Raw genomic sequence first — 25,713 nt, forward strand, 5'->3', positions numbered from 1 at the left:
ATTAAGAATCCATGTCACTTTGAGTGCCCACACAGATTGTCTGATAAATTGTTAAAGAGCAGTGCAACGCGGCTTTCGCTCACCGTTGCGAGGTGGCGTATATTACGCTTTCCTCTTTCAGAGTCAACCCGTTATTTCAGGATTTTTTCTCTTCAACCGAACCGGCTGTTTGTGTGAAGTGATTCACATCCGCCGTGTCGATGGAGGCGCATTATAGGGAGTTCTCAGCGGGCCGCAACCGCTAAATGACAGAAAAATGACTGACTGCTGCATTCCACAGCAAAACCCCGCCTTATACCTATTTATGCACAAAGTTATCCACAATCAGGAACGGATCGCAGTGCGATCCCACGAATTGAGCAGGAAGATCAACTATACTAGCGGCAAATATTCTCCTCTGTGCAGGCCCTTCTTCATGACTACACAACGCCTCACCCGTGACTGGCGTCTCCCAACCGCTGGGTTGATGCTGCTGGCAATTCTCTTTGCCGGTTTTACCCTACATGCGCGCTGGAACGCTTTTATTCAGTGGTGTCTCGCCACGCAAATTACGCTGCACCGTTATCTGGTGATGTATCTGCTGCAGCTTAATAATCACCAGTACAGCGGCGGACTATGGCTGTTAACGGGCGCTTTCCTTTATGGCGTCCTTCACGCTATCGGACCCGGTCATGGAAAATTCATCGTGACGACCTATCTAACCACCAATAAGGAAAGCGAGCTGGCCGCCCGGGTCCTCCCCTTCCTGGGAAGCCTGATGCAGGGCGTGAGCGCCATTCTATTCGTCTTTATTCTGGCCGTGGGGTTCAACCTCGCCTCAGGCGATATCAGTACCAGCCGCTGGTATGTAGAGAAGATAAGCGCAGTGCTTATCGGCGCCTTCGGCGCATTCGTCATTTATCAGGCGCTGAAGAGCCTGCGCCCGCGCAGGTTGACGATTTCCGCCATTAAGCCGCTACATCAGCATGATGAACGCTGTGGATGCGGCCATCATGGCGTAGGGGTAAACCTGACGGAAGGTGACTGGAAGACGCGCCTGGGCGTCATTCTGGCGATTGGCGCACGCCCGTGCAGCGGGGCGATCATGATTCTAATGTTCTCGAACGCACTGGGGATTGTCACCTGGGGGATGGCCGCGGTCATGACCATGTCTTTGGGCACCGCGCTGTCTATTATGGGGCTTTCGCTGGCGGTACGTTACGCCCGCGAGCGCACGGTGGCCTGGTTCGGAGAAAGCGCCTCATTAAGATGGCTCGTACCGGCAGTCAAAATAGCCGGAGGGATAGTCCTGATCCTGTTCGCAACGGTGCTGTTCCTGACGGTGATCCCCATCAGCGCCAACGGCGACTACATCGCTGCCGGATGCTAATAAAAGAAAACCCGCCATTGGCGGGTTTTCTTTATAACGCGTTTACTCGTTAATGCGTGGATGCTGGTCCACCAGTCGGGAGCGTTTTTTCTGCAGCTCTTCAATCTCTGCGTCGATATCCTCAATCTTCTGCTCTACGTTATCGTAGTGCTCACGCAGGATCTCTTTCGCTTCCTGGATATCCGACGCCGCAGGCGTTGCGCCTTTGAGAGGACGATTCGCCGTCTCCTTCATGGTAATACCGGTAATCAAACCAATCACCGCGATCACCATCAGATAATAAGCCGGCATCATCAGGTTCTGGGTACTCTCTACCAGAGAAGCGGCCAGCGTCGGGGTCAGACCGGCAATCAGCACCGAGATGTTGAAGGCCGCGGCCAGCGCGCTGTAGCGAATGTGGGTTGGGAACATCGCGGGTAACGTTGAGGCCATCACCCCGATAAAGCAGTTAAGGATCACCGCCAGCATCAGCAGACCGGCAAAAATCAGCCCCAGCACGTCGCTGTTAATCAGGATGAAAGCCGGAATTGCCAGGGCAAACAGCGCAACGCTCCCCAGGATAATGAACGGTCGACGGCCAAAGCGGTCGCTCAGCAGGCCCATAATCGGCTGTACAAACAGCATACCGACCATGATGGCGATAATAATCAGCACACCGTGATCTTCCGAGTAGTGCAGGTTATGCGACAGATAGCTCGGCATGTAGGTCAACAGCATGTAGTAGGTCACGTTGGTCGAAATCACCAGACCAATACAGGTCAGCAGGCTGCGCCAGTGCTTAGTGGCAATCTCTTTGAACGAAACCTTCGGACCATCCTGCAGCCCTTCACGGTCACCCTGCTCCAGCTTATCGACGTGCTGCTGGAACGCAGGCGTCTCTTCAAGCGCATGACGCAGGTAGAGACCAATGATCCCCAGCGGCAAGGCCAGGAAGAACGGGATACGCCAGCCCCAGTCGAGGAAGTTCTCTTCGCCCACGACGGTTGAAATCAGCACCACCACACCCGCGCCCAGGACAAACCCGGCAATGGAGCCAAAGTCCAGCCAGCTCCCCATAAAACCGCGCTTACGGTCGGGGGAATACTCGGCAACAAAGATCGAGGCGCCGGTATATTCACCGCCCACGGAGAAGCCCTGCGCCATCTTACAGATCAGCAGCAGAATGGGTGCCCAAATGCCGATGGTGGCGTAAGACGGTATAAGACCGATACAGAATGTACTGATCGACATAATGACGATGGTAATAGCCAGAATCTTCTGACGACCATATTTATCGCCAAGCATACCGAAGAACAGACCGCCCAGCGGGCGAATCAGGAAGGGAACGGAGAACGTACCCAGTGCGGCAATCATCTGCAGGCTGGGATCGGCCCCGGGGAAAAATACTTTACCTAACGCATAGGCCACAAAGCCGTAGACACCAAAATCGAACCACTCCATCGCATTACCGAGCGACGCTGCGGTAATGGCTTTACGCAGTTTTGCATCATCAATAATGGTGACGTCGCGAAGCGTGATGGGTTTAACCTTTTTCCTTCTCAGCATAGCTATCCTCGTTGACTCGGCCCTGTCTGTTTCACAGTCCAGCGTGCGTACTGTGAACCATGGCATTCGCTCCATGCGAATCGCCTTATTCAAGCGTAGCAGGTTTACTTACATTGACGATTCCCGTCGATACAACCGAACCTGTTGACGCCTGCCCGGGCAGTTAATGACCTTTTTACCCTACCAGCGTTTATATTTGTGATCAACTTCACACATATTTCGACATCTGGTCAGCACAGTCCATTTTTTGTCAAGAAGCGCAAATAGGCACTTCCTTATCCCACCTAAATAACATCCTCACGTGCGTCATTATTTCTTCCCTAACAAAAAAACAAACCACGTTAATTCACACCAGGTTTACATAAATTTCAATCCATAGAAACCGGCCTCAATCTTTACATTGAATATGTGACAAAGATAACTAAAACGATGTTTTATTTTCATTGAATCAATATTCCAATGATCGCATGATAAATCCGAATACAGCGTTTTATGTGTTTTCGAAAGAGCTTAATCGAAAGCACTCATTTAATTATGCTGCAGGGTTATCAAAAAACACCACAGGCAATAAGAGCAAACAATTGAATTTATTGACTAATTTTTAGCACCTATCACCCATCCTGCGGGATCCGATGTGAGGTTTGTTTATGAAGATTAAAGCGACGATAGAACGCATACCGGGCGGTATGATGCTGGTTCCGCTGGTACTGGGGGCGATCCTGAATACGCTTGCTCCGGAGACCGGAGCTTATTTTGGGGGTTTCACTAAAGGCATGATAACCGGCACGGTTCCCATTCTTGCCGTCTGGTTTTTTTGTATCGGCGCATCCATTAATTTGCGGGCAACGGGTACCGTATTACGAAAATCCGGCACGCTGGTCATAACCAAAATAGCGGTTGCCTGGGTTGTCGCCATGATATGTGCGATGTTCATTCCGGAGAATGGAATTCAGACGGGGTTCTTCGCGGGTTTATCGGTGCTGGCGATTGTCTCGGCGATGGATATGACCAACGGCGGGCTGTACGCCAGCCTGATGAACCAGTACGGAACGAAAGAAGAGTCCGGCGCATTTGTGCTGATGTCTCTGGAATCCGGCCCGCTGATGACGATGCTTATTCTCGGGTCTGCTGGCCTGGCGTCGTTTGAACCCCACCACTTTGTTGGCGCAATCCTGCCCTTCCTGATCGGTTTCGCCCTCGGAAATCTCGATCGCGATCTGCGTGATTTCTTCAGCAAAGCCACGCCGGTGCTCATCCCGTTCTTTGGCTTTGCGCTGGGCAACACCATCAACCTGAACGTGATCCTTGATACGGGCATGTTGGGTATTGTGCTGGGCGTTGCGGTCATCATCATCACCGGTATTCCGCTGATTATTGCCGACCGCGTGATTGGCGGAGGAAACGGCACGGCGGGCGTCGCCGCCTCTTCAGCCGCAGGTGCTGCCGTCGCAAACCCGGTGATTATTGCTCAGATTAACCCGGCCTTCGAACCGGTAGCCGCTTCTGCAACGGCACTGGTTGCCGCCAGCGTGATCGTCACCGCGATCCTGGTGCCCATCATTACGGCGCTATACGCGAAACGCTACGGAAACGTGCAAGAGAAAGATGTAGAAAGGAAGGCAGCAGAGCTTCAACATTAACAAACCGCACCAAACCATCCCCTCTCCCCCCTGGGGAGAGGGCCAGGGTGAGGGGTGAGGGGCAAGGGTTCACCCAAAAATCTCTTCCACCATCCCGTCCACCAGCCGTTTTGCCGAGCAGAGCCTCGGCATCCCCAGCGCGACGGTCTGCCAGTTTTGCGTCACTGACCAGCTCAACGGATGTTTGTCCGCCTGACACCAGTCCCCCAGCCAGCCCAGCATGTCTTTATGATCGATTAATCCCGGAGAAGCTGGCGTTGTTAGCCACTGATGATAGAAATGGCGGGTCGTGGGTGACGCATTGATGCCCTGCGCCAGATAGTTAGCCGCCATGCTGCGCAGGTTATCCTTAAGCATTGCGGACACATCTTCATTCGCCAGGCGGCATGCATCACCGAATGCCCCCCAACGCAGCTCTTCCAGGACGATAAAACAGCGCCCGGCCAGCGACCAGCCATCATAATGCCCCGCCCGCCAGCGGGTAAAAATCTGCTCGCTATGCTCGCCCGCCTGCACCGTCAGCCCGCGCTGGGTCAGCGCCTTTTCTTTCCAGGCAGCGCGCTGGGTAAAATGAGAAGCGAGTTCAGCGTACTGCTGCATCAGCCCGGGGGACTGCTGGGCGCGAGGATGCGTTTGCTGGCGCAAAGCAATCAGTTTCTCTGCCATCAGCCTCAGCGCGAGATGCCCCGGGTCAAGCATGCCGGCCAGTTTTTCCGCCAGTCCCAGGCGCAGCGCTGCATTCTCGTTGAGCATACCCGCCATCGCCCAGGGGCGTAGCCGGGTATGCGTCATGATTTCCTGCGTCAGGCGTTCACGAAACTGAAGCTGCTGTGGTCCCATATGAGGTTGACGCGACGCGTCTACCCCCTGCACCAGATCGACCATAAATTTTGGATTAATACATTCGAGCGTTCGCCCGGGGCCGTCCAGTAGTGGTGTTGTCATGGTTGCTCTGCCGCGAATAGAGTTTGAATATCATCGCGTAACAGTCGGGTATCTTCCTGTATCCACGTCGCAGTAGTAATGCTTTGCTTCAACAGCTGACAGAGCGCTCGGGTTGAATGCTCATTCTGTTGACGCACTGCGAGGCTATCACGCAAGCTTTCCTGTAACCCGGTCAGGCACAACGAAAATTCTGCAAAGAACGTTGCCATTCCTGCCGTAACAGAGACATCGACCTGCGCGGACAAAGCTTTACCTATTTGTTCACAAAACTGCTCAATATGTTGCTTAAATTTGTCATGCAACTGCGCAATGTCGATAACATAGCGCGTGCGCGTTTCCACATACTCATCCCAGCCCCAGCCCGGATTATTGAGCCAGCGAGAGACCGTTTCTCGCATACTGCTCCCGCCTGATGGCCGAACGGCCTGACTGTCATCCTGCGCTATCGCATCGTTAAACAGCGCCCGCGTATTGAAGTTAAGCAGGCTCGCCTGAAACGCCGGGAAACTGATCCGCGCCCGAAAACCCGCGTGGCTCAGATGCGCTTTAATACGCGTTTCGACGGGGCGCATGGCTTCGTTCAGGGAGCGCGCCAGCGTAGACTCCAGCTGATCGAAGCGTAACGCCAGCTCCCGGCAGATCTTCGTCTGGGCGTCCAGCATCACGCGCTCGCAGGAGGAGCGGATTTTATTCAGCGCGATCTGCGCCTGCCCTTCATCGTCCAGAACCAGCTGCTTCAGCTCGTGCGGCCCATCATCGTGAGGGGTTTGCCGATCGATACCTGCCACATCAAGAAGGTGCTGAGCGCTGAACACCTGGTCAATGGCCTGATTAAGCGCGGCTTTCTGGGCCCCCATAAAGTCCGCGGTGGCGTTCAGCGCCTCCTCAACTTCATGTTTCACCTCATCGCTCACCGCGGTCTGGCGCGTCTGCAGAAGCGCCATGTCCTCTTCCAGACGTGCGATATTCATTTCCAGCGCCTCAAAGGCCACCGTCAGCCCCTGATAGCGGAAGTCGAGGTACTCCCGCGCATTTTGTGCGTAGTTAAGTAGCTTGTGCGAGGCCGAACGTAGCGCGTAGAGCGAGGCATTGGCATAGGCGGCGTGGATCAATTTGCGTATCGGTTGTTCGAACAGCGAATCTTCCCAGAGCAAATCGGCAGAGTGACGAAGATGGTCGATATCCTCCAGGTCCGCCGTACGCCAGCGACGCCCAAGGGCAGCTTCGGCAAAATCCTGCACCCAGGGCTGCTCCTGATGATCCGGCAGTCGTCCGCGGGTATTCATCTCGTAGCGAGCGCGGTTCGCCAGATACGCCCACATGGACGACACGGGGTAGATCTGGCCTGGCGAAATATTGCCTTTCATTAACGTGCCGGAGATCATCGCCCGGACCTGCTCTTCATCGTCGCTATTGCGATCTTTCTGATCGAATTTGTTGACCAGCGCATACAGCGGCACTGATTTTCCCGCCGCGGAAATGGCCTGGCGGACTTCTTCATCGGAGATGGATTTAAGCTGGGTATAATCCATCACGGCCAGCACCGCCGACGCGCGGGACAGCTGCTCGCTGAGCATTTTTTGCAGATGCGGCTGTCCGGCCTCATTCGGCCCGGGCGTATCGAGCAGCGTCAGCTGACCGAGATGTGCATCCAGCCCCGCGAGATGCACAAACTCCACTTCAATCACCGGGATATGCTCGATAGCCGCATATTCAGAGAACGGAAACGCCACGCCTAACGCCTGGGATAGCCTCACCAGATCGTTGAGGCTTTTCAGACAATGAAATATCGGCTGCGCGCCCAGGTGATGTTTCTCAAACGCTTCGCCTTTTTCAATGCGCTCCAGCAGCGTATTCATGTCTTTATCAATTTCCAGACGATGGGCCAGCTTCCCGCGATCGTAATCGCACAGCTTTTTCTGCAGAAGTTGAATCAATTCATCAATGGGCGAAGCATGGGAGAAATGCAGCACCGGATCCTTCTGTCCCGGCGTATGGCGAATCAGGGTAGGCAGCGCCGTCATCGGACGATTGCGGTTCGGCAGCACTTCGGTACCCACAATCGCGTTAATGGTGGTCGATTTCCCCGCTTTCATGGTACCCACAATCGCCAGAACCATTTCCAGCCGGGTTATTTTGCGTAATTCATTATTCAGCATCGCCTGCTGCGCTTCGACACCGCGCGCGCTAAAATGCAAAGGTAAAACGTTGCTCTTTTCACCCGTAATGGCAGCCGCTGTGCTCTCCAGCATTGCAGTCGGCATTGATTTCAACGTATCAAGATTTTGCAGGGCGAGCTGTAACAAACGCTCAGCTTCCTGGCTTAATTCAAAAATGGTCTGTGTGTGCATGATAAAAGCCTTTCCTTAACGCAAATTTATTACTTTTATTAAGCCACTGGTTTTAATTATGTTGTTCAGGCTTATATGATCACGTGTGGAAAACATGTTCGCCGAAATATAACTGATTGAAGATAATCAGAAATAATTCACTATCCTTGCATGGCGTGTATAGCTCCCCTCCTGGCCTGACAGCCAAAGGAAAAAAGCGTAGCCCATTTTTAAGAAACTTCAGGATATATCATCATTATTTACCCACCTAAAAAGAGAGGTAATACGCCGCTGCCATAAGATATGTCTGGCAGCAAAGTCAGGGGATAAATAACAATGTGTCGCTTCACCTTATCCGAAATGGAGGTGCGTAGCAATTTGCTGCAATAAAATATTCGATATATTTAGCATCCATTCTTTCCACCGTGTTAATGACGTTAGCATGGCTTAACTGACTGACAGGAAGTGTCACTGTCGATACGCTTATCGCCTTTTTTTTAATTCACAATGTCACCGACAAACGTGTGGATTTACGCTATACTTGCCGCCTTTTTCGGCACGCTGCCGTCATTTAGCTGGCACTTTCCAGCGCGTTAACACTTTTGAGGATACCGATATGTCACTCCCACACTGCCCAAAATGCAATTCTGAATACACCTATGAAGATAACGGCATGTTCATCTGCCCGGAATGCGCTCACGAATGGAATGATGCCGAACCATCACACGACGCTGATACTCTTGTCGTCAAAGATGCCAACGGCAATCTGCTGGCGGACGGCGACAGCGTTACCGTGATTAAAGATCTGAAAGTGAAAGGCAGTTCTTCCATGCTGAAGATTGGCACCAAAGTTAAAAATATCCGTCTGGTCGAAGGCGATCATAATATCGACTGCAAAATTGACGGCTTCGGTCCGATGAAGCTGAAATCAGAATTCGTGAAAAAGAGCTGATTTACCCGCCCGGTGGCGCTTCGCTTACCGGGCTTTCGGGAACTACACTTAACGGGCATTTCTTACGTGAGGTAAAGATTATGCCGTTAAGTCCCTACATCTCTTTTGCCGGCAACTGCGCAGAGGCCACCGCCTTCTACCAGCAGGCCGTCGGCGCAGAGCTTCTCTATAAAATCACATTCGGCGAAATGCCAAAAAGCGAAAACAGCGAAGAAGGCTGTCCGTCCGGTATGCAATTTCCGGATTCGGCAATCGCGCACTCCAACGTCCGCATTGCGGGCAGCGATATCATGATGAGCGATGGGATGCCGCCCGGCAGCCACGCGCAGTACGCGGGTTTCACGCTGGTTCTCGACACCCAGGATGTGTCCGAAGGCAAGCGCTGGTTTGACAGCCTTGCCGCGGGCGGGAATATCGAAATGGCCTGGCAGGAAACCTTCTGGGCACACGGTTTCGGCAAAGTCACCGATAAATACGGCGTGCCGTGGATGATTAACGTCGTTAAGCAACACCAAACATCGTAGGCCGGATAAGCGCAGCGCAGCCGGCAACAGCGCCCGGTGGCGCTGCGCTGACCGGGCCTACGGTGATTGTCATCAAACTTCCCTCAACTCTTCAAACTCCCGCAACCCAGACTTAACCCAAATGTCATATTGATGCGCCAGCATGAGGCCACATTTATCGTGAGGCCCAGCACATGCAAACCGTCATCCGCGTCGATAAACTGAGCAAGACCTTCCATCACAACAAGGCTCTGCATGCCGTTGATCTGACCGTCCAGCAGGGCGAAATGGTGGCGCTGCTGGGGCCATCCGGTTCGGGTAAATCCACCCTCCTGCGCCATTTGAGCGGTCTTATCACCTGCGATAAAACGCCGGAAAGCCACGTCGAACTGCTGGGCAATACCGTGCAGCGCGCGGGGCGTCTCGCCAGCGACATCCGCAAGAGCCGCGCCCAGACGGGCTACATCTTCCAGCAGTTCAACCTGGTGAACCGCCTGACGGTGCTGGAGAACGTGCTGATTGGCGCGCTGGGCAGCACCCCGTTCTGGCGCACCTGTCTGCGCTGGTTCTCCCCCTCCCAGAAGCAGGAAGCCTTACGGGCGCTGACCCGCGTCGGCATGGCGCATTTCGCCCACCAGCGCGTGTCCACCCTGTCCGGCGGACAACAGCAGCGCGTGGCGATTGCGCGCGCGCTGATGCAGAAAGCGAAAATCATTCTCGCTGATGAACCCATTGCCTCGCTCGACCCGGAATCCGCCCGCATCGTGATGGAAACCCTGCGCGACATTAACCAGAACGACGGCATCACCGTGGTTGTCACGCTGCATCAGGTGGATTACGCCCTGCGCTACTGCGAGCGCATTGTCGCCCTGCGTCAGGGGCACGTGTTCTTTGATGGCGCAAGCCATCAGTTTGATAACGAAAGGTTTGACCATCTCTACCGCAGCATTAACCGCGTCGAAGAGAACGCGCAGGCTGCTTAATTAACCCCGATCCGAGGAAAGTACATGAGCTACAAAGCCGTTGCCGCGCTGGCCTTTACCAGCATGTTCAGCATCAGCACCCTGTTAAGCCCAGCGTATGCGGAAGAGCAGGAAAAAGCGCTGAACTTCGGCATTATCTCGACGGAATCACAGCAGAACCTGAAGCCTCAGTGGGAACCGTTCCTGAAAGATATGGAAACCAGGCTGGGGATCAAAGTGAACGCCTTCTTCGCCCCGGACTACGCGGGCATCATCCAGGGGATGCGCTTCAATAAAGTGGACATCGCCTGGTACGGCAACCTCTCGGCCATGGAAGCGGTGGACCGCGCCAACGGCCAGGTCTTTGCCCAGACCGTCGCGGCAGACGGTTCTCCGGGCTACTGGAGCGTGCTGATCGTCAACAAAGACAGCCCGATCAACAATCTCAACGACATGCTTGCCAAACGCAAAGAGCTGACCTTCGGTAACGGCGACCCGAACTCCACCTCCGGTTACCTTGTCCCTGGCTACTACGTCTTCGCGAAAAATAACGCCTCCGCCAGCGACTTCAAGCGCACCGTAAACGCCAGCCACGAAACCAACGCCCTGGCCGTGGCCAACAAGCAGGTGGACGTTGCCACTAACAATACCGAGAACCTCGACAAGCTGAAAACCTCAGCGCCGGACAAGCTGAAGGAGATCAAGGTTATCTGGAAGTCTCCGCTGATCCCCGGCGACCCGATCGTCTGGCGTAAAAACCTCTCCGAGAGCACCAAGGACAAGGTGTACGACTTCTTTATGACCTACGGCAAAACGCCGGAAGAGAAAGCGGTTCTGGAACGCCTGGGCTGGGCGCCGTTCCGCCCGTCAAGCGACCTGCAGCTGGTCCCGATTCGCCAGCTGGCGCTGTTTAAAGAGATGCAGGGCGTGAAGGACAACAAAGGGCTGAAGGACGAGGAGAAGACCAGCAAAGTGGCTGCGATTCAGGCCCAGCTGGAAGACCTCGACCGTCTGACCGCCGCGCTGGGTGCCATGACCAGCGTGAATAAAGCGGTGCAGTAGTGCCTTTCCACCCCTCACCCTAACCCTCTCCCCTTTGGGGAGAGGGTCGGGGTGAGGGGACATAAACCAAAGGAGCCAACATGCAAACCATCACACTCCCGCCGCCGAAGCGCAGCTGGTTCTCGCTCATCAGCTGGGCCATCCTGCTGGCGGTGCTGGTTATCTCCTGGAAGGGCGCGGAAATGGATCCGCTGCTGCTCTTCAAAGATTCCGGCAACATGGCGACCTTCGCCGCCGACTTCTTCCCGCCGGACTTCAGCCAGTGGCAGGACTACCTCAGCGAAATGGCGGTCACCCTGCAAATTGCCGTCTGGGGCACCGCCCTTGCCGTCATTCTCTCCATTCCCTTTGGCCTGATGAGCGCGGAAAACATCGTGCCGTGGTGGGTATATCAGCCGATGCGCCGCCTGATGGACGCCTGCCGCGCCATCAACGAAATGGTCTTTGCGATGCTGTTCGTGGTCGCCGTGGGTCTGGGTCCGTTCGCGGGCGTGATGGCGCTGTTCATCCACACCACCGGCGTGCTCTCCAAGCTGCTCTCCGAAGCGGTCGAAGCCATCGAGCCCGGCCCGGTTGAGGGCATTCGCGCAACGGGCGCCAACAAAATCGAAGAGATCCTTTACGGCGTCCTGCCGCAGGTGATGCCGCTGCTGATCTCCTACTCCCTGTACCGCTTTGAGTCCAACGTTCGCTCCGCCACGGTGGTCGGCATGGTCGGTGCAGGCGGAATCGGCGTCACCCTGTGGGAAGCGATTCGCGGTTTCCAGTTCCAGCAAACCTGCGCCCTGATGGTGCTCATCATCGTCACCGTCAGCCTGCTGGATTTCCTCTCTCAACGTTTGCGTAAGCACTTCATCTGAGAAGCGAGGCTTTGTTTTCTATGCACTTATCCAGACATCCGACCAGTTACCCCACCCGCTGGCAAGAAATTGCCGCCAGGCTCGAAGTGGAGCTGCGCACCCACTACCGCTGCGGGGACTATCTGCCCGCCGAGCAGCAGCTAGCGGATCGCTATGAAGTGAATCGCCACACCCTGCGCCGGGCCATTGACCAGCTGGTCGAGCGCGGCTGGGTCCAGCGTCGTCAGGGCGTGGGCGTGCTGGTGCTGATGCGCCCGTTCGACTATCCGCTCAACGCCCAGGCGCGCTTTAGCCAAAACCTGCTGGATCAGGGCAGCCACCCGACCAGCGAAAAGCTGCTGTCGGTGCTGCGCCCGGCCTCCAGCCACGTGGCGGACGCGCTGGGCATTCAGGAGGGCGACAACGTCGTTCACCTGCGCACCCTGCGTCGCGTTAACGGCGTGGCGGTGTGCCAGATCGACCACTACTTTGCGGACCTCGCCCTCTGGCCAGTGCTGCAAAACTTTTCCAGCGGTTCCCTGCACGACTTTCTGCAGGATGCAACGGGCATTGCGCTCAAGCGCACCCAGACGCGCATCAGCGCCCGTCGCGCGCAGGCGAAAGAGAGCAAGGTGCTCGAAATTCCCAACATGGCCCCGCTCCTCTGCGTGCGCACCCTCAACCACCGTGACGGTGAAGTCAACGCGACGGAATACTCCGTCAGCCTGACCCGCGCCGACATGATCGAATTCACCATGGAGCACTGAATGCATTTCGACACCGCCACCCGACAGCGCTGGATGCGCGTGCTGGCCCACAGCCAGCCTGCCGCGCTGACAGCCCGCATGAACGCACTCAGCCTGGCGCCAGACTATGACACCCTCCGCGCCCCGGAGATCGGCCTCGTTCAAATCCAGGCGCGCATGGGCGGCACCGGCGAGCGCTTTTTCGCCGGCGACGCCACCCTCACCCGCGCGGCGATCCGCCTGAACAGCGGCACGCTGGGCTACGGCTACGTGCTGGGGCGCGATAAAGCACACGCCGAGCGCTGCGCGGTGATCGACGCGCTTTTACAGGAACCACCCTATTTCCAGACGTTAATGGAAACCCTTATTGCCCCGCTGGAAGCCGACCGCGCCGCGCGCCTTGCCGCACGTCAGGCCGAAGTGAATACCAGCCGGGTCGACTTCTTTACGCTCGTTCGCGGAGACAACGCATGACGCTTCAACCTGCTTTTACCCTGGCCGTCCAGGATGCCCAACACAGTTTTCGTCGCCTGCTGAAGGCCATGAGCGAGCCGGGCGTGATCGTCTCGCTGCACCAGCTCTCCCTGGGCTGGCTGCCGCTGAACCTGGCGACCACCAGCGTGCTGCTGACGCTTGCCGACAACGACACCCCGGTGTGGCTTTCGGGCGCGCTTTCGAACGATATCGCCAGCCAGAACCTGCGTTTTCACACCGGCGCCCCGCTGGTTGAGCAGCCCCGGCAGGCAATCTTTGCCGTAGCCGACGAGCAAATCAGCCATGAACAGCTTAACGCCCTGAGCGAAGGCAGCGCCGTCGCCCCGGAGACCAGCGCCACGCTGATTTTGCAGGTCTCCAGCCTGAGCGGCGGCCGCATGCTGCGCCTCACGGGCGCAGGCATCGCCGACGAGCGCATGGTCGCGCCGCAGCTGCCGGAGTGCATCATTCACGAGCTGACCGAGCGCCCGCACCCGTTCCCTCTGGGCATTGACCTGCTCCTCACCTGCGGCGAGCGCCTGCTGGCCATCCCGAGGACTACCCACGTGGAGGTGTGCTGATGTACGTTGCCGTCAAAGGGGGCGAGAAGGCCATCGCCGCCGCCCATGCGCTGCAGGCGCACAGACGACGGGGCGATGAGCAGCTTCCCGAGCTGAGCGTTGCCCAGATTGAACAGCAGCTCAACCTCGCCGTCGGCCGGGTGATGACCGAGGGCGGCGTCGCCGACCGCGAGCTGGCGGCGCTGGCGCTCAAGCAGGCCAGCGGCGATAACGTCGAAGCGATCTTCCTGCTGCGCGCCTACCGCACCACGCTTGCCAAACTGGCGGTGAGCGAGCCGGTAAACACCGCCGACATGCGCCTGGAGCGCCGTATCTCCGCCGTTTACAAAGACGTTCCCGGCGGCCAGCTGCTCGGCCCCACCTACGACTACACCCACCGCCTGCTGGATTTCACCCTGCTGGCGAACGGCGAAGCGCCGCAGCTCAGCACTTCCGACGCTGAACAGGAACCGTCTCCGCACGTCTTCAGCCTGCTGGCAAAACAGGGTCTGGCGAAGGCGGAAGAGGACGCCGGCGCGCAGCCGGACGACATCACCCGCACGCCGCCGGTTTACCCGTGCTCGCGCTCCTCCCGCCTGCAGCAGCTGATGCGCGGCGACGAAGGCTATCTGCTGGCGCTGGCCTACTCCACCCAGCGCGGCTACGGGCGCAACCATCCGTTTGCCGCCGAAATTCGCAGCGGCTATATCGACGTGGAAATCGTGCCGGAAGAGCTGGGTTTTGCGGTGAACGTCGGCGAACTGCTGATGACCGAGTGTGAAATGGTCAACGGTTTTGTCGCCCCCGAAAATGAAGATCCGCACTTTACCCGCGGCTACGGGCTGGTGTTCGGCCTCGGCGAGCGCAAAGCCATGGCCATGGCGCTGGTTGACCGCGCGCTGCAGGCGCCGGACTACGGCGAACACGTTGCGGGCCCGGCGCAGGACGAAGAGTTCGTGCTGGCCCACGCGGACAACGTTGAGGCCGCGGGCTTTGTCTCGCACCTCAAGCTGCCGCACTACGTCGATTTCCAGGCCGAACTGGAACTGCTGAAACGCCTGCAACGGGAGCGCGCCAATGGCTAACTTAAGCGGCTACAACTTTGCCTATCTGGATGAGCAAACCAAACGCATGATCCGCCGCGCCATCCTTAAAGCGGTGGCCATTCCGGGCTATCAGGTGCCGTTCGGCGGCCGCGAAATGCCAATGCCCTACGGCTGGGGCACTGGCGGTATTCAGATTACCGCCAGCGTGATCGGGGAAGCGGACGTGCTGAAGGTCATCGACCAGGGCGCAGACGACACCACCAACGCCGTGTCGATCCGCAGCTTCTTCCAGCGGGTAACGGGCGTCGCGACCACCGAAAAAACCGAAGACGCGACGCTGATCCAGACCCGTCACCGCATCCCCGAAACGCCGCTGACGGAAGATCAGATTTTGATTTTTCAGGTGCCGATCCCGGAGCCGCTGCGCTTTATCGAGCCGCGCGAAACCGAAACCCGCACCATGCACGCCCTGGAAGAGTACGGCGTCATGCAGGTGAAGCTGTACGAGGACATCGCCCGCTTCGGCCATATCGCCACCACCTACGCCTACCCGGTGAAGGTCAACGGGCGCTACGTCATGGACCCGTCGCCGATCCCGAAATTCGATAACCCGAAAATGGACATGATGCCCGCCCTGCAGCTGTTCGGTGCCGGGCGCGAAAAGCGCATCTACGCCGTACCGCCTTACACCCGCGTGGAGAGTCTCGACTTCGACGACCACCCGTTCACGGTGCAGGAGTGGGACGAGCCGTGCGCCATCTGCGGTTCAAAACACAGCTATCTGGACGAAGTGGTGCTGGACGACACGGGCAAACGGATGTTTGTCTGCTCCGACACCGATTACTGCCGCCAACAGAGCGAGGCGAACGGCCAATGAAACCGCTGCTTTCGGTTAACAACCTGACCCACCTTTACGCGCCGGGCAAAGGCTTCAGCGACGTGTCGTTCGAGCTGTGGCCGGGCGAAGTGCTGGGGATCGTCGGCGAGTCCGGCTCTGGCAAAACCACCCTGCTGAAGTCCATCTCCGCGCGCCTCGCGCCGCAGCACGGTGAGATCCTGTATCAGGGACGCTCCCTCTACGGCATAAGCGAGGCCGAGCGCCGCCGCCTGCTGCGCACCGAGTGGGGCGTGGTGCACCAGCATCCGATGGACGGCCTACGTCGTCAGGTCTCTGCGGGCGGCAATATCGGCGAACGGCTGATGGCCACCGGCGCGCGCCACTACGGCAACATCCGCGCCACCGCGCAGCACTGGCTGGAGGAAGTTGAAATCCCCGCCTCGCGCATTGACGACCTGCCGACAACCTTCTCCGGCGGAATGCAGCAGCGTCTGCAGATTGCGCGCAATCTGGTGACGCATCCGAAGCTGGTGTTTATGGATGAACCCACCGGCGGGCTGGACGTCTCCGTGCAGGCGCGCCTGCTCGACCTGCTGCGCGGCCTGGTGGTGGAGCTGAACCTGGCGGTGGTGATTGTCACCCACGATCTGGGCGTTGCGCGCCTGCTGGCGGACCGTCTGCTGGTGATGAAGCAGGGCCAGGTGGTGGAAAGTGGGTTAACCGATCGGGTGCTCGACGATCCCCACCATCCGTACACCCAGCTGCTGGTGTCGTCAGTTTTACAGAATTGATGGCGCAGCCAACGAACACCGTACCCTGTAGGCCGGGTAAGGCGCAGCCGCCACCCGGCAAGAAAACGCCACGAGGCCAACATGATCCACGTACAAAACGTCAGTAAAACCTTCGTGCTCCACCAGCAAAACGGCGTGCGCCTGCCGGTCCTGCAAAATGCCTCGCTGGAGGTCGGCAAGGGCGAATGCGTCGTGCTGCACGGCCATTCCGGCAGCGGAAAATCGACCCTGCTGCGCTCCCTGTACGCCAACTATCTGCCGGACGAAGGCCATATTCATATTCGCCACAACGACGAGTGGGTCGATCTGGTGCAGGCTCCCGCCCGTAAGGTGCTCGAGGTGCGCCGCTCGACGATCGGCTGGGTTAGCCAGTTTCTGCGGGTGATCCCACGGATCTCCGCCCTGGACGTGGTGATGCAGCCCCTGCTCGATCTCGGCGTGCCGCGCGAAGCCTGCGCCGCCAAAGCCGCCAGCCTGCTGACGCGCCTCAACGTACCCGAGCGCCTGTGGCACCTTGCCCCGTCGACCTTTTCCGGCGGCGAGCAGCAGCGCGTCAACATCGCGCGCGGGTTTATCGTTGACTACCCGATTCTGCTGCTGGATGAACCCACCGCCTCGCTCGACGGTAAAAACAGCGCGGCCGTGGTGGAGCTGATCGAGCAGGCCAAAGCGCGCGGTGCGGCGATCGTCGGGATCTTCCACGACGATGCCGTTCGCACCCGCATAGCGGACAGGCTGCACCCAATGGGGACAAACGTATGATTATCAATAACGTCAGGCTGGTGCTGGAAAACGAGGTCGTGGGCGGGTCGATTGAGATCCAGGACGGCGTTATTCGCGCGTTTGCCGAAACCCAGAGCCGCTCACCCGAAGCGATGGACGGCGACGGCGGCTGGCTGCTGCCGGGGCTGATCGAACTGCATACCGATAATCTGGACAAGTTCTTCACGCCACGGCCGAAGGTGGACTGGCCCGCGCATTCAGCGATGAGCAGCCACGACGCGCTGATGGTCGCCAGCGGCATTACCACCGTGCTGGACGCGGTGGCGATTGGCGACGTGCGCGACGGCGGCGATCGCCTGGAGAATCTGGAAAAAATGATCAACGCCGTGGAGGAGACGCAAAAACGCGGCCTCAACCGCGCCGAGCACCGTCTGCACCTGCGCTGCGAGCTGCCGCACCACACCACCCTGCCGCTGTTTGAAAAGCTGGTCGGGCGCGAGCCGGTCTCGCTGGTCTCACTGATGGACCACTCGCCGGGGCAGCGCCAGTTCGCCAATATTGCAAAGTACCGCGAATACTATCAGGGCAAATATTCTCTCAGCGATGCGGAGATGGCGCGCTACGAAGAAGAGCAGCTGGCGCTGGCGGCCCGGTGGTCGCAGCCCAATCGTCTTAAGATTGCCGCGATGTGCCGGGACCGCAATATCGCGCTGGCCAGCCATGACGACGCCACGCACGATCACGTGCGTGAATCCCACCAGCTCGGCATCGCGATCGCCGAATTTCCCACCACGTTCGAAGCGGCCGAGGCCTCCCGCAAACACGGCATGAGCGTGCTGATGGGCGCGCCGAACATCGTGCGCGGCGGATCGCACTCCGGCAACGTCGCGGCAAGCAGGCTTGCTTCCCTCGGCCTGCTGGATATCCTCTCGTCCGACTACTACCCCGCCAGCCTGCTGGATGCGGCGTTCCGGGTAGCCGACGACGTGGACAACCACTTTACGCTGCCGCAGGCGATTCGCCTGGTGACGAAAAACCCGGCCTCGGCGCTTAATCTTCACGATCGCGGGGAAATCGCCGAGGGGAAACGCGCGGATCTGGTGCTGGCCCACCGCAAGGGCGAGCACATCCATATCGACCACGTCTGGCGTCAGGGAAAAAGGGTGTTCTGATGGGAAGACTCGTCTGGTTAATGGGCCCCTCCGGCTCCGGTAAGGACAGCCTGCTGTCCGCCTTACGGCAGCGGGAACACCCCCAGCTGCTGGTGGCGCACCGCTATATTACCCGCGCGGCCAATGCAGGGAGTGAAAATCATATCGCCCTGAGCGAGCAGGAGTTTTTCATCCGCGCCGGGCAAAACCTGCTGGCGCTGAGCTGGCACGCCAACGGCTACTACTACGGGATTGGCATTGAGACAGACCTATGGCTGCATGCGGGGTTCGACGTGCTGGTCAACGGCTCGCGGGCGCATCTTCCGCAGGCGCGCGCCCGCTACGGGTCGGCCCTGCTGCCCGTCTGCTTGCAGGTTTCGCCGGACGTTCTGCGCAGCCGGTTGCAGAGCCGGGGGCGTGAATCCGCCCGCGAGATCGACCAGCGGCTTGCGCGCGCCGCCCGCTATGCTCCGTCCGACTGTCACATCCTTAATAACGACGGAAGTTTGCTACAGTCAGTCGAGACATTTTTATCGCTTATCCGTCAGAAGGAGAACCAGCATGCCTGACTGTACGCTTCGCCCCGCCACCGCGGACGATGCGCAAATCGTTTACGCGTTAATCTGCGAATTAAAGCAGGCCGAGTTCGATCGCCAGGCGTTTCACGCGGGCTATCTTGCCAATTTGCAGGATCGCAACATGCGCTACCAGCTTGCCGAGCTGGACGGGGAAGTCATCGGCACGATCGGCCTGCACTTGCAGTTTCACCTCCATCACGCGCGCTGGATCGGCGAGATCCAGGAGCTGGTGGTGATGCCGCAGGCGCGCGGGTTAAAGGTGGGGAGCCAGCTGCTGGCCTGGGCAGAGGACGTCGCGCGACAGGCCGGTGCGGAGCTGACCGAACTGTCCACCAGCGTAAAGCGCGTGGATGCGCACCGCTTTTACGTTCGCGAAGGCTATACGCAGAGCCATTTTCGATTCACCAAGCCGCTGTAGAGGTGCGTTATGAGTCTGACAATCACGTTGACGGGAACGGGTGGCGCCCAGCTGGTGCCGGTCTTTGGCTGCGACTGCGCGGCGTGCCGCCGGGCGCGCCTGCAGGACAGCTATCGCCGTCGCCCCTGTAGCGCGGTGGTCAAATTCAACAATGCGGTGACGCTGCTGGACGCGGGCATTCCGCACCTGATGGACGACTGGTCCGCAGGCAGCTTCCAGCAGTTTTTGCTCACCCATTACCATATGGATCACGTCCAGGGGCTGTTCCCCCTGCGCTGGGGCGTTGGCGCGACGATCCCGGTTTACGGCCCGCCGGACGAAGCGGGCTGTGACGACCTGTTTAAACATCCGGGAATTCTGGATTTCAGCCACACCGTCGAGCCGTTCGTGATGTTTGAGCTACAGGGACTGCGGGTCACGCCGCTGCCCCTCAACCATTCGGAACTGACGTTTGGGTATCTGCTGGAATCCGCCCACAGCCGCGTGGCGTGGCTTTCCGACACGGCGGGATTACCGGAAAAAACGGTGAAGTTTCTGCTCAACAATCAGCCGCAGGCGATAATCATCGACTGCAGCCATGAACCGCGTGACGAGCCGCCGCGCAACCATAGTGATTTGAACACCGTGGTTGCGCTGAACGAGGTGATTGGCTGCCCGCAGGTGATCCTGACGCACATCAGCCATCAGTTTGACGTGTGGATGATGAACAACCCGCTCCCGGACGGCATTGAAGCGGGATATGACGGGATGGTGTTGGTGTTCGACTAGGTTTTCTCCCTCTCCCTGTGGGAGAGGGCTGGGGTGAGGGCAACAGGCCGCACTTATCCGCGATCGTAATCGTCTTCTAACCGACGCTCATCTTCTTCTAACCGACGCCTGTCGTCGTCCAGCTGACGCTGGCGCTCGTCTAAACGGCGGCGTCTGTCTTCAAGCTGCCGGCGGCGATCGTCGTACTGGCGACTGTCGATCTGACGGCTGCGGTCGTAACGATCGTCGTCATCGTCATTGCTGCGGCTGCTGCTGGGGTTGTAGGCATCGTTGATCGCCTGCTGAATGTTGCCAATAGCATCATCAATCACGTCGGCGTGGGCCAGCTGGCTGGTGAGTGACAGCAGACCCAATATCAGAGCGGAAAAGTAACGTTTCATAAGGCCAGACTCACAGGTGGACTGGCGTTAAGGTAATCAACGGCACTGTGCCGGAGTAGCGGAGGAATCTCAAATTCAGTTATCAGCAGCGCCCATCACGCTTCAGGCATTTCCATTGAGCGGATTACAAAAAAGTCCTGCGAAATGCCCGTTCCTTTCTCAACAGTTTGTAGGTCATGAACGAACCACGCGTACATTTCTGGCGGCGCGGCGTCGATGGGAAACGGCTGTGGTTTACCCTGGTATGCCGCGCTAGCGTAGTTCAGGAACCGCTTCGCACGCCACAGCGCGTGGTCATAGACATGCGGTGCGATTTCCCTGCGCCTGTCAGCGGGGTCGTGCTCCATGCTGTTTCGCAGCTTGATGGCGGCATCCTTCACGTCGTCAAGCCATCCCCAATGCTGTCGCAGCACGCTGAGCTCACTGGCGTACTGTCCGGCGACGTTTTTCGCCTCTTGGGTAGTGCCCGCAAAACCCGCCGATGCGCCCGCAGAGGCCAGAACGTCGCCGCGCAGCTTTTCGTACCTCATGCACTCTGTGCTGTACTGGTAGTACTGACGTCCCAGCCAGTCGATGTAGCTGTCGAGGTGGCGGTTTTGATTCGAGGTGCTTAGAGAGGAAAGGGGCAGTGCGTTCTGGTACGCCTTTGTCCATTGCAGGACGGACTGATTTTTGACGTTGTCCTGGACGATGAAATAAGCAGCTACATCCGTATCTGTTTTATCAAGCATCTGAAAATCAGGGAAAGGCACGCCCGCCATGGTCGCCTCACGGTACATTCTGTGCAGCGCCACCCGGCAGAGCTCCGCACTCGGTTTCTGTTCGTCCGGTTTCAGCCCCCCGCCAATATCCTCCGCGCACCCGGGATAGAGTTCTTCCTTATGCGCTGGATTACTGCCGGTGCGGTACAAGCAGCGCCAGACGCGGGTTTCATGGGCGGCAACCAGATGCAGGCTTTTCTTTACCGCTTCTGGCAGTGAGGTATCCTGGTCGATAGATTTATCCCCCATTAACACGCCGATCCCTTTTACCGGACCGCCGAACGCAGAGATAAAGTAATCCACGCCGTTGTTGTTGCTGGCAGATGTACGCCGCGAGCAGTCAAACAGCCCGGTAAAGACAATATCGACGGGTATGCCCTGGTAAGTGTATTTATCGCCCTCTTTCTTACAGATATCTTTCAGCAAACTATCCAGGAATTTACGTGCCAGGGTAGCGCCGAGATCAAAACCGAAAAGTGAAATGGAGATTAGCTTGATGGGAACCGGGCTTTTTTTAATGGCTTCTTTGTAGCCTTCTTCAAACGTTATCTTTGTGGAGGTGATACGGGTATCGACGCCCGTTACCAGCATATCGGCAACCGTAGGATTATCACGCAGCCAGGGCGTTGATTCGATACTGACTTTTTTAACAGCATTTTTAGCCGTATCAAAGGCCAGATTTTTCCATTCAGTCGGGTTGAGAAGTTTCTTTCCCTGGTTTTTTAAAACCTCGTACCAGTTGCCGCCTTTTATAAAATCCATACCCGCTTCTTTGGCCATTTCACCAGGCTGGCTTGTTATATCATCCGTTATGCTGTCCAGACCGCTGTCCATAATGGTATGAAGTTTTTCAACGACAGTTTCATTAAAAGGAGTACCTAGGCCAGAAATGTAAAAAGCATTGTAAGTAACGTTTGGTATGTTTTCTCTCTCATCAGGAAATGCTCTGAATAATCTGGCAATATTGCTGAGGCGATGTTCTGGTGTATCCTTTTCTATATTGCGATGAATCCCATCAAAAAAGAAGCCCGCATGCCATACCCGCGAGCAGTTATCTAAGCCAGCATCTTCTGCCTGCTGGGCCCGATTTGCTGCGGCGATAAGGCTTTCAATATCCATATATTATTTTCCCTTTTTTCACTCTGAGGTGTGAACTTTAATATCTTGAGAGTCAGGGTGATTAAAGCCTGTACTCCACCATAACCGGACATTTTCTTCAGGCAGGAAATAAACATGAAGATAGTTTTCGCCCCACTCACGCTGCGGCATGGATAACATTTTTTTGTGGACTTCTGTTCTCACCCCCGCTTTGTATTGCGCAAGTGTGTAATCAACTGTCCAGATAATTTCTGCCTGATTCCCGCTGATGTTTCCACAACAGGTTGATTTCCCACCGCCATAAGCAAATGCATTTGCACCTGCCACGCCGTTTACGCTAAAACCTCTTATAGGCCTGTCAATTTCACTGTGAATAATCAGCGTGACCGGTCCTGACGGCGGCCCCCAGACCGCAGCCCACACCGACCAGCCAAGGTATATCACCACCGGCAACAACAACGCTCCCCAGAGCCATTTTCCCCAGCGGGCATAACCCCGGTTCACCGCACCGTCTACTTTATCGAACGTTTTAAAAAATCCCATTTTAATCCCTTAAAATCAGTGCATATTCTGCCGACGTTTTTGCTCCACCTGGGCGGCAATATCATCAGCTGAAGGGCTGTTAAAACCTGTGCTCCACCATAAATAGACTTTGTCACCCGGCAGGAAATAGGTATGGAGATAGTTTTCGCCCCACTCACGTTTTGGCAAAAGAGTTGTTAACTTGCGAGTCTCTTTACGAATCCCTGCATTGTATTGGGCTCTTGTGGTACTGAGCGTCCAGATAACTTCCGCTTTGTATCCGCTAATACTGCCGCAGCAGGTAGCGGCACCGGGTCCTGTGCCATAAGGATTATTTTTATCACGCGCGAACGCATTCCCCCCTGCCATGCCATTCACGCTAAACTCTAAAACGGGCCTGTCGAGTTCGCTGTGAATAATCAGCGTCACTGGCCCTGACGGCGGCCCCCAGACCGCAGCCCACACCGACCAGCCAAGGTATATCACCACCGGCAACAACAACGCTCCCCAGAGCCATTTTCCCCAGCGGGCATAACCCCGGTTCACCGCACCGTCTACTTTATCGAACGTTTTAAAAAATCCCATTTTAATCCCTTAAAATCAGTGCATATTCTGCCGACGTTTTTGCTCCACCTGGGCGGCAATATCATCAGCTGAAGGGCTGTTAAAACCTGTGCTCCACCATAAGTAGACTCTGTCTCCCGGCAGGAATAGGTATGGAGGTAATTTTCGCCCCACTCCCGCTGCGGCATGGGTAATATTTTTTTGTGGACTTCTGTTCGCATCCCCGCTTTGTATTGCGCAAGTGTGTAATCAACTGTCCAGATAATTTCTGCTGTATCCCCGCTGATGCTTCCGCAGCAGGTAGCTGCACCAGGACCAGTCCCGTACGGATTACTTTTATCACGCGCGAACGCATTCCCCCCTGCCATGCCATTCACGCTAAACTCTCGAATAGGCCTGTCAATTTCACTGTGAATAATCAGCGTGACCGGTCCTGACGGTGGCCCCCAGATAGCAGCCCACACCGACCAGCCAAGGTAAATCACCACCGGCAACAACAACACACCCCAGAGCCATTTCCCCCAGCGGGCATAACCACGGTTAATTCCATTATCAATTTTCTTATAAGATTTGAAAAATCCCATAATGTATTTTCATCCCTGATGTTGAACGTCATTTTTTTAAACCTGCTCCAGCGAGACTTTCCCCAGAGCCACATTTTCTAATGCAGATTGCATCGTCCCTGACGCCAGTGTTATTTTACCGCCATCAAGATAAAAAAGGGCATACAGCTTTTGCTCTGTGCCTGCTTTCATTTTCCCTTCGCAGGCTTTTTTCAGCGCTTTTTTGACCATATTCCTTTGTACGCAAGGGGAAAAATGCTGGCTGGACGGCAACTTTTTCCAAGCTGTTAATAAACTGGTGACAACCGGTTCATCCGCGAGATATTGCCATTCTTCTTTATTCAGCCGTATGGCGCTGTCTCTCTCATTTATTACCAGTGAAGGTGGTATATCTACAGGATGCCATCCATTTTCTTCAGGTGCCCACCACTGTGAAACCCCTCTAAATAACACACTGTGCCATTCACGGTCGTTACGACTCGCCAGCAAACTCATCACATCCCGCGTATAAAAACGCACTAAAGCCGCGGCCCCATTGGGCGAAATAATTGTACATGCAGCAGAAAGCTGAACGGCTAAAGCGCCTCCTGAGCGTGAAGAGGCGATAACAGCGGTTAAACCCGGGGTGGAATCAATATAACGATGTTGCGTCTCCTTATTTTTTAATGCGAACAACCAAGGGCCATAGTTTCTGAATTCAGCAAGGTGCGGATAGAGATAAAGCGAATACAAAGCCGACGCATGTTCGTTATAAAAAGCCTGAAAAGCGTCCTGTGTTCGCGCACCGCCTTCCAGCAACATAAAGATATGAGTGTGAGTTGATTCAGGTAGCACCTGCATCATTTTTGTAACATCCATTGTCTACGCTCCCTGAACGATAGCGTCGTTGGCTTTGATGGCATTGAGGAGGCACTCACATTCAGTGGCGAATACTGGCCCGGGAGAAGCGGAATGGATAACTGCATGGTGGCCGCACCCGCCGCCATCGTCCGCTTCACCCGGCGCAGATACGCCGCCATCGTGCCGTACTCAATTTTCCCCGCCTCCAGCCGCAGGTAGCTCCCGCCACCAATCAGCGTGATGCGTTTTTTACCGGCAAAGGATATGTCACTCGCCGAGCTCAGCGTCAGCTTTCTCTCTGCAAACAACCGCATATTTGCATTCTTCGCCTGCACCTCCACAGGACCTTCGCTGGCCTTCAGCCTCAGCCACAGATACCCAAAGCCCTGCTCTGTTCCTTCGCGGTCAAACTCCGGCTTCACCCGGTAGCGCCCCTGCTCATCCAGATGCGCGTGAATGACATTCTTCTCCCGGCTCTCAACGCGGGCAGGCAGGGTGCCGTAGATTTCAGGGCACGAGATTTCAGCCGGACGGAAGCATACTTCATCAGCACGTCTTCCGGGACGATGTTGCCCTGCGGCGTGGTGAACTCAATATCCCACTTAAACGGCTCGCTCAGTGCTTCCCTGCCGCTAAAGCGCAGAACGTCCGGCTTTACCTGGCTGTCGTTGATATCCAGAAAATAGCGGGTCTGTCCGTCGAAAAGCGCCAGCCAGTTATCCATAACAAAGACCTGATTTAAATT

The 25,713-nt window shown here is 56.6% G+C and carries 28 protein-coding genes and 1 pseudogene; 18 read left to right on the forward strand and 11 right to left on the reverse strand.

Going from position 1 to position 25,713, the window contains the following annotated elements; translation table 11 throughout:
• Nucleotides 1–415: 415 nt before the first annotated feature.
• Nucleotides 416–1,369, forward strand: a complete 954-nt coding sequence (locus L6R44_RS17405) for a nickel/cobalt transporter (RefSeq protein WP_237424927.1) — start codon at nt 416–418, stop codon at nt 1,367–1,369.
• Nucleotides 1,370–1,411: 42 nt separating this feature from the next.
• On the opposite strand, the gene proP is transcribed toward L6R44_RS17405, so the two are convergent.
• Entirely contained in the window at nt 1,412–2,914 is a 1,503-nt protein-coding gene (gene proP / locus L6R44_RS17410; RefSeq protein ID WP_032644759.1) for a glycine betaine/L-proline transporter ProP, read from the reverse strand.
• Between the two features lie 647 nt (nt 2,915–3,561).
• Here proP and kdgT point away from each other — a divergent pair.
• On the forward strand, nt 3,562–4,554 hold the full coding sequence (gene kdgT, locus L6R44_RS17415) for a 2-keto-3-deoxygluconate transporter (protein WP_237424928.1): 993 nt from the start codon (nt 3,562–3,564) through the stop codon (nt 4,552–4,554).
• Between the two features lie 69 nt (nt 4,555–4,623).
• Here kdgT and L6R44_RS17420 read toward each other — a convergent pair whose 3' ends face one another.
• Together L6R44_RS17420 and crfC are read right to left on the reverse strand one after the other, a co-directional pair.
• Entirely contained in the window at nt 4,624–5,499 is an 876-nt protein-coding gene (locus L6R44_RS17420) for a diguanylate cyclase regulator RdcB family protein (RefSeq protein WP_032644757.1), read from the reverse strand.
• The gene (gene crfC / locus L6R44_RS17425; protein ID WP_237424929.1) at nt 5,496–7,850 is read right to left on the reverse strand and encodes a clamp-binding protein CrfC; all 2,355 of its coding nucleotides are present in this window, start codon (nt 7,848–7,850) and stop codon (nt 5,496–5,498) included. The genes L6R44_RS17420 and crfC overlap by 4 nt, the downstream gene beginning before the upstream one ends.
• A gap of 595 nt (nt 7,851–8,445) precedes the next feature.
• Between crfC and L6R44_RS17430 the strand changes: the two genes are divergently transcribed.
• The 16 genes from L6R44_RS17430 to phnP all read left to right on the forward strand — a co-directional run bounded on the left by L6R44_RS17430 (nt 8,446) and on the right by phnP (nt 20,240).
• The gene (locus L6R44_RS17430) at nt 8,446–8,781 is read left to right on the forward strand and encodes a zinc ribbon domain-containing protein YjdM (RefSeq protein WP_237424930.1); all 336 of its coding nucleotides are present in this window, start codon (nt 8,446–8,448) and stop codon (nt 8,779–8,781) included.
• 80 nt (nt 8,782–8,861) lie between these two features.
• Complete coding sequence (gene yjdN / locus L6R44_RS17435) at nt 8,862–9,305, forward strand: VOC family metalloprotein YjdN (protein WP_237424931.1); 444 nt, start codon at nt 8,862–8,864, stop codon at nt 9,303–9,305.
• A gap of 173 nt (nt 9,306–9,478) precedes the next feature.
• On the forward strand, nt 9,479–10,267 hold the full coding sequence (gene phnC, locus L6R44_RS17440) for a phosphonate ABC transporter ATP-binding protein (protein ID WP_237424932.1): 789 nt from the start codon (nt 9,479–9,481) through the stop codon (nt 10,265–10,267).
• Between the two features lie 24 nt (nt 10,268–10,291).
• Nucleotides 10,292–11,308 carry a phosphonate ABC transporter substrate-binding protein gene (phnD, locus tag L6R44_RS17445; RefSeq protein WP_237424933.1) on the forward strand — a complete coding sequence of 339 codons (1,017 nt, stop codon included), beginning with the start codon at nt 10,292–10,294 and terminating at the stop codon, nt 11,306–11,308.
• An 80-nt stretch (nt 11,309–11,388) separates the two neighbouring features.
• Nucleotides 11,389–12,168: a phosphonate ABC transporter, permease protein PhnE gene (gene phnE, locus L6R44_RS17450; protein ID WP_045332039.1), complete on the forward strand. Its 780-nt coding sequence runs from the start codon at nt 11,389–11,391 to the stop codon at nt 12,166–12,168.
• Nucleotides 12,169–12,188: 20 nt separating this feature from the next.
• On the forward strand, nt 12,189–12,914 hold the full coding sequence (phnF, locus tag L6R44_RS17455; protein ID WP_237424934.1) for a phosphonate metabolism transcriptional regulator PhnF: 726 nt from the start codon (nt 12,189–12,191) through the stop codon (nt 12,912–12,914).
• On the forward strand, nt 12,915–13,367 hold the full coding sequence (phnG, locus tag L6R44_RS17460; RefSeq protein WP_237424935.1) for a phosphonate C-P lyase system protein PhnG: 453 nt from the start codon (nt 12,915–12,917) through the stop codon (nt 13,365–13,367). It abuts the gene before it with no gap.
• Complete coding sequence (gene phnH / locus L6R44_RS17465; RefSeq protein ID WP_237424936.1) at nt 13,364–13,948, forward strand: phosphonate C-P lyase system protein PhnH; 585 nt, start codon at nt 13,364–13,366, stop codon at nt 13,946–13,948. Before phnG ends, phnH begins: the two co-directional genes overlap by 4 nt.
• Complete coding sequence (locus L6R44_RS17470) at nt 13,948–15,012, forward strand: carbon-phosphorus lyase complex subunit PhnI (RefSeq protein WP_237424937.1); 1,065 nt, start codon at nt 13,948–13,950, stop codon at nt 15,010–15,012. The genes phnH and L6R44_RS17470 overlap by 1 nt, the downstream gene beginning before the upstream one ends.
• Complete coding sequence (phnJ, locus tag L6R44_RS17475) at nt 15,005–15,850, forward strand: alpha-D-ribose 1-methylphosphonate 5-phosphate C-P-lyase PhnJ (RefSeq protein WP_032644746.1); 846 nt, start codon at nt 15,005–15,007, stop codon at nt 15,848–15,850. The genes L6R44_RS17470 and phnJ overlap by 8 nt, the downstream gene beginning before the upstream one ends.
• A complete protein-coding gene (gene phnK / locus L6R44_RS17480; protein ID WP_152083145.1) occupies nt 15,847–16,602 on the forward strand; it encodes a phosphonate C-P lyase system protein PhnK in 756 nt (251 codons plus the stop codon). The genes phnJ and phnK overlap by 4 nt, the downstream gene beginning before the upstream one ends.
• An 81-nt stretch (nt 16,603–16,683) precedes the next feature.
• Nucleotides 16,684–17,364 carry a phosphonate C-P lyase system protein PhnL gene (gene phnL / locus L6R44_RS17485; protein WP_237424938.1) on the forward strand — a complete coding sequence of 227 codons (681 nt, stop codon included), beginning with the start codon at nt 16,684–16,686 and terminating at the stop codon, nt 17,362–17,364.
• A complete protein-coding gene (gene phnM, locus L6R44_RS17490; RefSeq protein WP_237424939.1) occupies nt 17,361–18,497 on the forward strand; it encodes an alpha-D-ribose 1-methylphosphonate 5-triphosphate diphosphatase in 1,137 nt (378 codons plus the stop codon). The genes phnL and phnM overlap by 4 nt, the downstream gene beginning before the upstream one ends.
• Nucleotides 18,494–19,045 (forward strand): ribose 1,5-bisphosphokinase, encoded by a 552-nt coding sequence (gene phnN / locus L6R44_RS17495; protein WP_237424990.1) that lies wholly within the window; start codon nt 18,494–18,496, stop codon nt 19,043–19,045. The genes phnM and phnN overlap by 4 nt, the downstream gene beginning before the upstream one ends.
• Entirely contained in the window at nt 19,038–19,472 is a 435-nt protein-coding gene (gene phnO / locus L6R44_RS17500) for an aminoalkylphosphonate N-acetyltransferase (protein WP_077064534.1), read from the forward strand. The genes phnN and phnO overlap by 8 nt, the downstream gene beginning before the upstream one ends.
• Nucleotides 19,473–19,481: 9 nt before the next feature.
• Nucleotides 19,482–20,240: a phosphonate metabolism protein PhnP gene (gene phnP, locus L6R44_RS17505; RefSeq protein ID WP_237424940.1), complete on the forward strand. Its 759-nt coding sequence runs from the start codon at nt 19,482–19,484 to the stop codon at nt 20,238–20,240.
• A gap of 53 nt (nt 20,241–20,293) precedes the next feature.
• Here the strand turns inward: phnP and yjdP are convergent, their stop codons facing one another.
• The 8 genes and pseudogenes from yjdP to L6R44_RS17545 form a co-directional block, all read right to left on the reverse strand.
• A complete protein-coding gene (gene yjdP / locus L6R44_RS17510; RefSeq protein ID WP_237424941.1) occupies nt 20,294–20,620 on the reverse strand; it encodes a DDRRRQL repeat protein YjdP in 327 nt (108 codons plus the stop codon).
• A gap of 95 nt (nt 20,621–20,715) precedes the next feature.
• Nucleotides 20,716–22,500, reverse strand: coding sequence for a DUF2235 domain-containing protein (locus tag L6R44_RS17515; RefSeq protein ID WP_237424942.1), 1,785 nt, complete (start codon nt 22,498–22,500; stop codon nt 20,716–20,718).
• An 18-nt stretch (nt 22,501–22,518) separates the two neighbouring features.
• Nucleotides 22,519–23,022, reverse strand: a complete 504-nt coding sequence (locus L6R44_RS17520) for a DUF3304 domain-containing protein (protein WP_032644737.1) — start codon at nt 23,020–23,022, stop codon at nt 22,519–22,521.
• A gap of 15 nt (nt 23,023–23,037) precedes the next feature.
• Nucleotides 23,038–23,586 carry a hypothetical protein gene (locus tag L6R44_RS17525; protein WP_237424943.1) on the reverse strand — a complete coding sequence of 183 codons (549 nt, stop codon included), beginning with the start codon at nt 23,584–23,586 and terminating at the stop codon, nt 23,038–23,040.
• A complete protein-coding gene (locus L6R44_RS17530; protein WP_442876512.1) occupies nt 23,556–24,149 on the reverse strand; it encodes a DUF3304 domain-containing protein in 594 nt (197 codons plus the stop codon). Before L6R44_RS17530 ends, L6R44_RS17525 begins: the two co-directional genes overlap by 31 nt.
• Nucleotides 24,150–24,185: 36 nt before the next feature.
• Nucleotides 24,186–24,986, reverse strand: a complete 801-nt coding sequence (locus L6R44_RS17535) for a DUF4123 domain-containing protein (protein ID WP_032644735.1) — start codon at nt 24,984–24,986, stop codon at nt 24,186–24,188.
• Nucleotides 24,968–25,336: pseudogene (locus L6R44_RS17540) on the reverse strand (DUF2345 domain-containing protein); the annotation flags it as partial. The pseudogene L6R44_RS17540 and the gene L6R44_RS17535, both read right to left, overlap by 19 nt.
• 50 nt (nt 25,337–25,386) lie before the next feature.
• Complete coding sequence (locus L6R44_RS17545) at nt 25,387–25,692, reverse strand: hypothetical protein (protein ID WP_032644734.1); 306 nt, start codon at nt 25,690–25,692, stop codon at nt 25,387–25,389.
• Nucleotides 25,693–25,713 lie beyond the last annotated feature (21 nt).

The organism is Enterobacter cloacae complex sp. ECC445, assembly GCF_021892025.1.
Taxonomy (GTDB): Bacteria; Pseudomonadota; Gammaproteobacteria; order Enterobacterales; family Enterobacteriaceae; genus Enterobacter; species Enterobacter chengduensis.

Bases quoted from the DNA above. Each gene is read 5' to 3' on its own strand.
- L6R44_RS17405 (WP_237424927.1), top strand. From the start codon at position 416: ATGACTACACAACGCCTCACCCGTGACTGGCGTCTCCCAACCGCTGGG.
- proP (WP_032644759.1), bottom strand. From the start codon at position 2,914: ATGCTGAGAAGGAAAAAGGTTAAACCCATCACGCTTCGCGACGTCACC.
- kdgT (WP_237424928.1), top strand. From the start codon at position 3,562: ATGAAGATTAAAGCGACGATAGAACGCATACCGGGCGGTATGATGCTG.
- L6R44_RS17420 (WP_032644757.1), bottom strand. From the start codon at position 5,499: ATGACAACACCACTACTGGACGGCCCCGGGCGAACGCTCGAATGTATT.
- crfC (WP_237424929.1), bottom strand. From the start codon at position 7,850: ATGCACACACAGACCATTTTTGAATTAAGCCAGGAAGCTGAGCGTTTG.
- L6R44_RS17430 (WP_237424930.1), top strand. From the start codon at position 8,446: ATGTCACTCCCACACTGCCCAAAATGCAATTCTGAATACACCTATGAA.
- yjdN (WP_237424931.1), top strand. From the start codon at position 8,862: ATGCCGTTAAGTCCCTACATCTCTTTTGCCGGCAACTGCGCAGAGGCC.
- phnC (WP_237424932.1), top strand. From the start codon at position 9,479: ATGCAAACCGTCATCCGCGTCGATAAACTGAGCAAGACCTTCCATCAC.
- phnD (WP_237424933.1), top strand. From the start codon at position 10,292: ATGAGCTACAAAGCCGTTGCCGCGCTGGCCTTTACCAGCATGTTCAGC.
- phnE (WP_045332039.1), top strand. From the start codon at position 11,389: ATGCAAACCATCACACTCCCGCCGCCGAAGCGCAGCTGGTTCTCGCTC.
- phnF (WP_237424934.1), top strand. From the start codon at position 12,189: ATGCACTTATCCAGACATCCGACCAGTTACCCCACCCGCTGGCAAGAA.
- phnG (WP_237424935.1), top strand. From the start codon at position 12,915: ATGCATTTCGACACCGCCACCCGACAGCGCTGGATGCGCGTGCTGGCC.
- phnH (WP_237424936.1), top strand. From the start codon at position 13,364: ATGACGCTTCAACCTGCTTTTACCCTGGCCGTCCAGGATGCCCAACAC.
- L6R44_RS17470 (WP_237424937.1), top strand. From the start codon at position 13,948: ATGTACGTTGCCGTCAAAGGGGGCGAGAAGGCCATCGCCGCCGCCCAT.
- phnJ (WP_032644746.1), top strand. From the start codon at position 15,005: ATGGCTAACTTAAGCGGCTACAACTTTGCCTATCTGGATGAGCAAACC.
- phnK (WP_152083145.1), top strand. From the start codon at position 15,847: ATGAAACCGCTGCTTTCGGTTAACAACCTGACCCACCTTTACGCGCCG.
- phnL (WP_237424938.1), top strand. From the start codon at position 16,684: ATGATCCACGTACAAAACGTCAGTAAAACCTTCGTGCTCCACCAGCAA.
- phnM (WP_237424939.1), top strand. From the start codon at position 17,361: ATGATTATCAATAACGTCAGGCTGGTGCTGGAAAACGAGGTCGTGGGC.
- phnO (WP_077064534.1), top strand. From the start codon at position 19,038: ATGCCTGACTGTACGCTTCGCCCCGCCACCGCGGACGATGCGCAAATC.
- phnP (WP_237424940.1), top strand. From the start codon at position 19,482: ATGAGTCTGACAATCACGTTGACGGGAACGGGTGGCGCCCAGCTGGTG.
- yjdP (WP_237424941.1), bottom strand. From the start codon at position 20,620: ATGAAACGTTACTTTTCCGCTCTGATATTGGGTCTGCTGTCACTCACC.
- L6R44_RS17515 (WP_237424942.1), bottom strand. From the start codon at position 22,500: ATGGATATTGAAAGCCTTATCGCCGCAGCAAATCGGGCCCAGCAGGCA.
- L6R44_RS17520 (WP_032644737.1), bottom strand. From the start codon at position 23,022: ATGGGATTTTTTAAAACGTTCGATAAAGTAGACGGTGCGGTGAACCGG.
- L6R44_RS17525 (WP_237424943.1), bottom strand. From the start codon at position 23,586: ATGGGATTTTTTAAAACGTTCGATAAAGTAGACGGTGCGGTGAACCGG.
- L6R44_RS17530 (WP_442876512.1), bottom strand. From the start codon at position 24,149: ATGGGATTTTTCAAATCTTATAAGAAAATTGATAATGGAATTAACCGT.
- L6R44_RS17535 (WP_032644735.1), bottom strand. From the start codon at position 24,986: ATGGATGTTACAAAAATGATGCAGGTGCTACCTGAATCAACTCACACT.
- L6R44_RS17545 (WP_032644734.1), bottom strand. From the start codon at position 25,692: ATGGATAACTGGCTGGCGCTTTTCGACGGACAGACCCGCTATTTTCTG.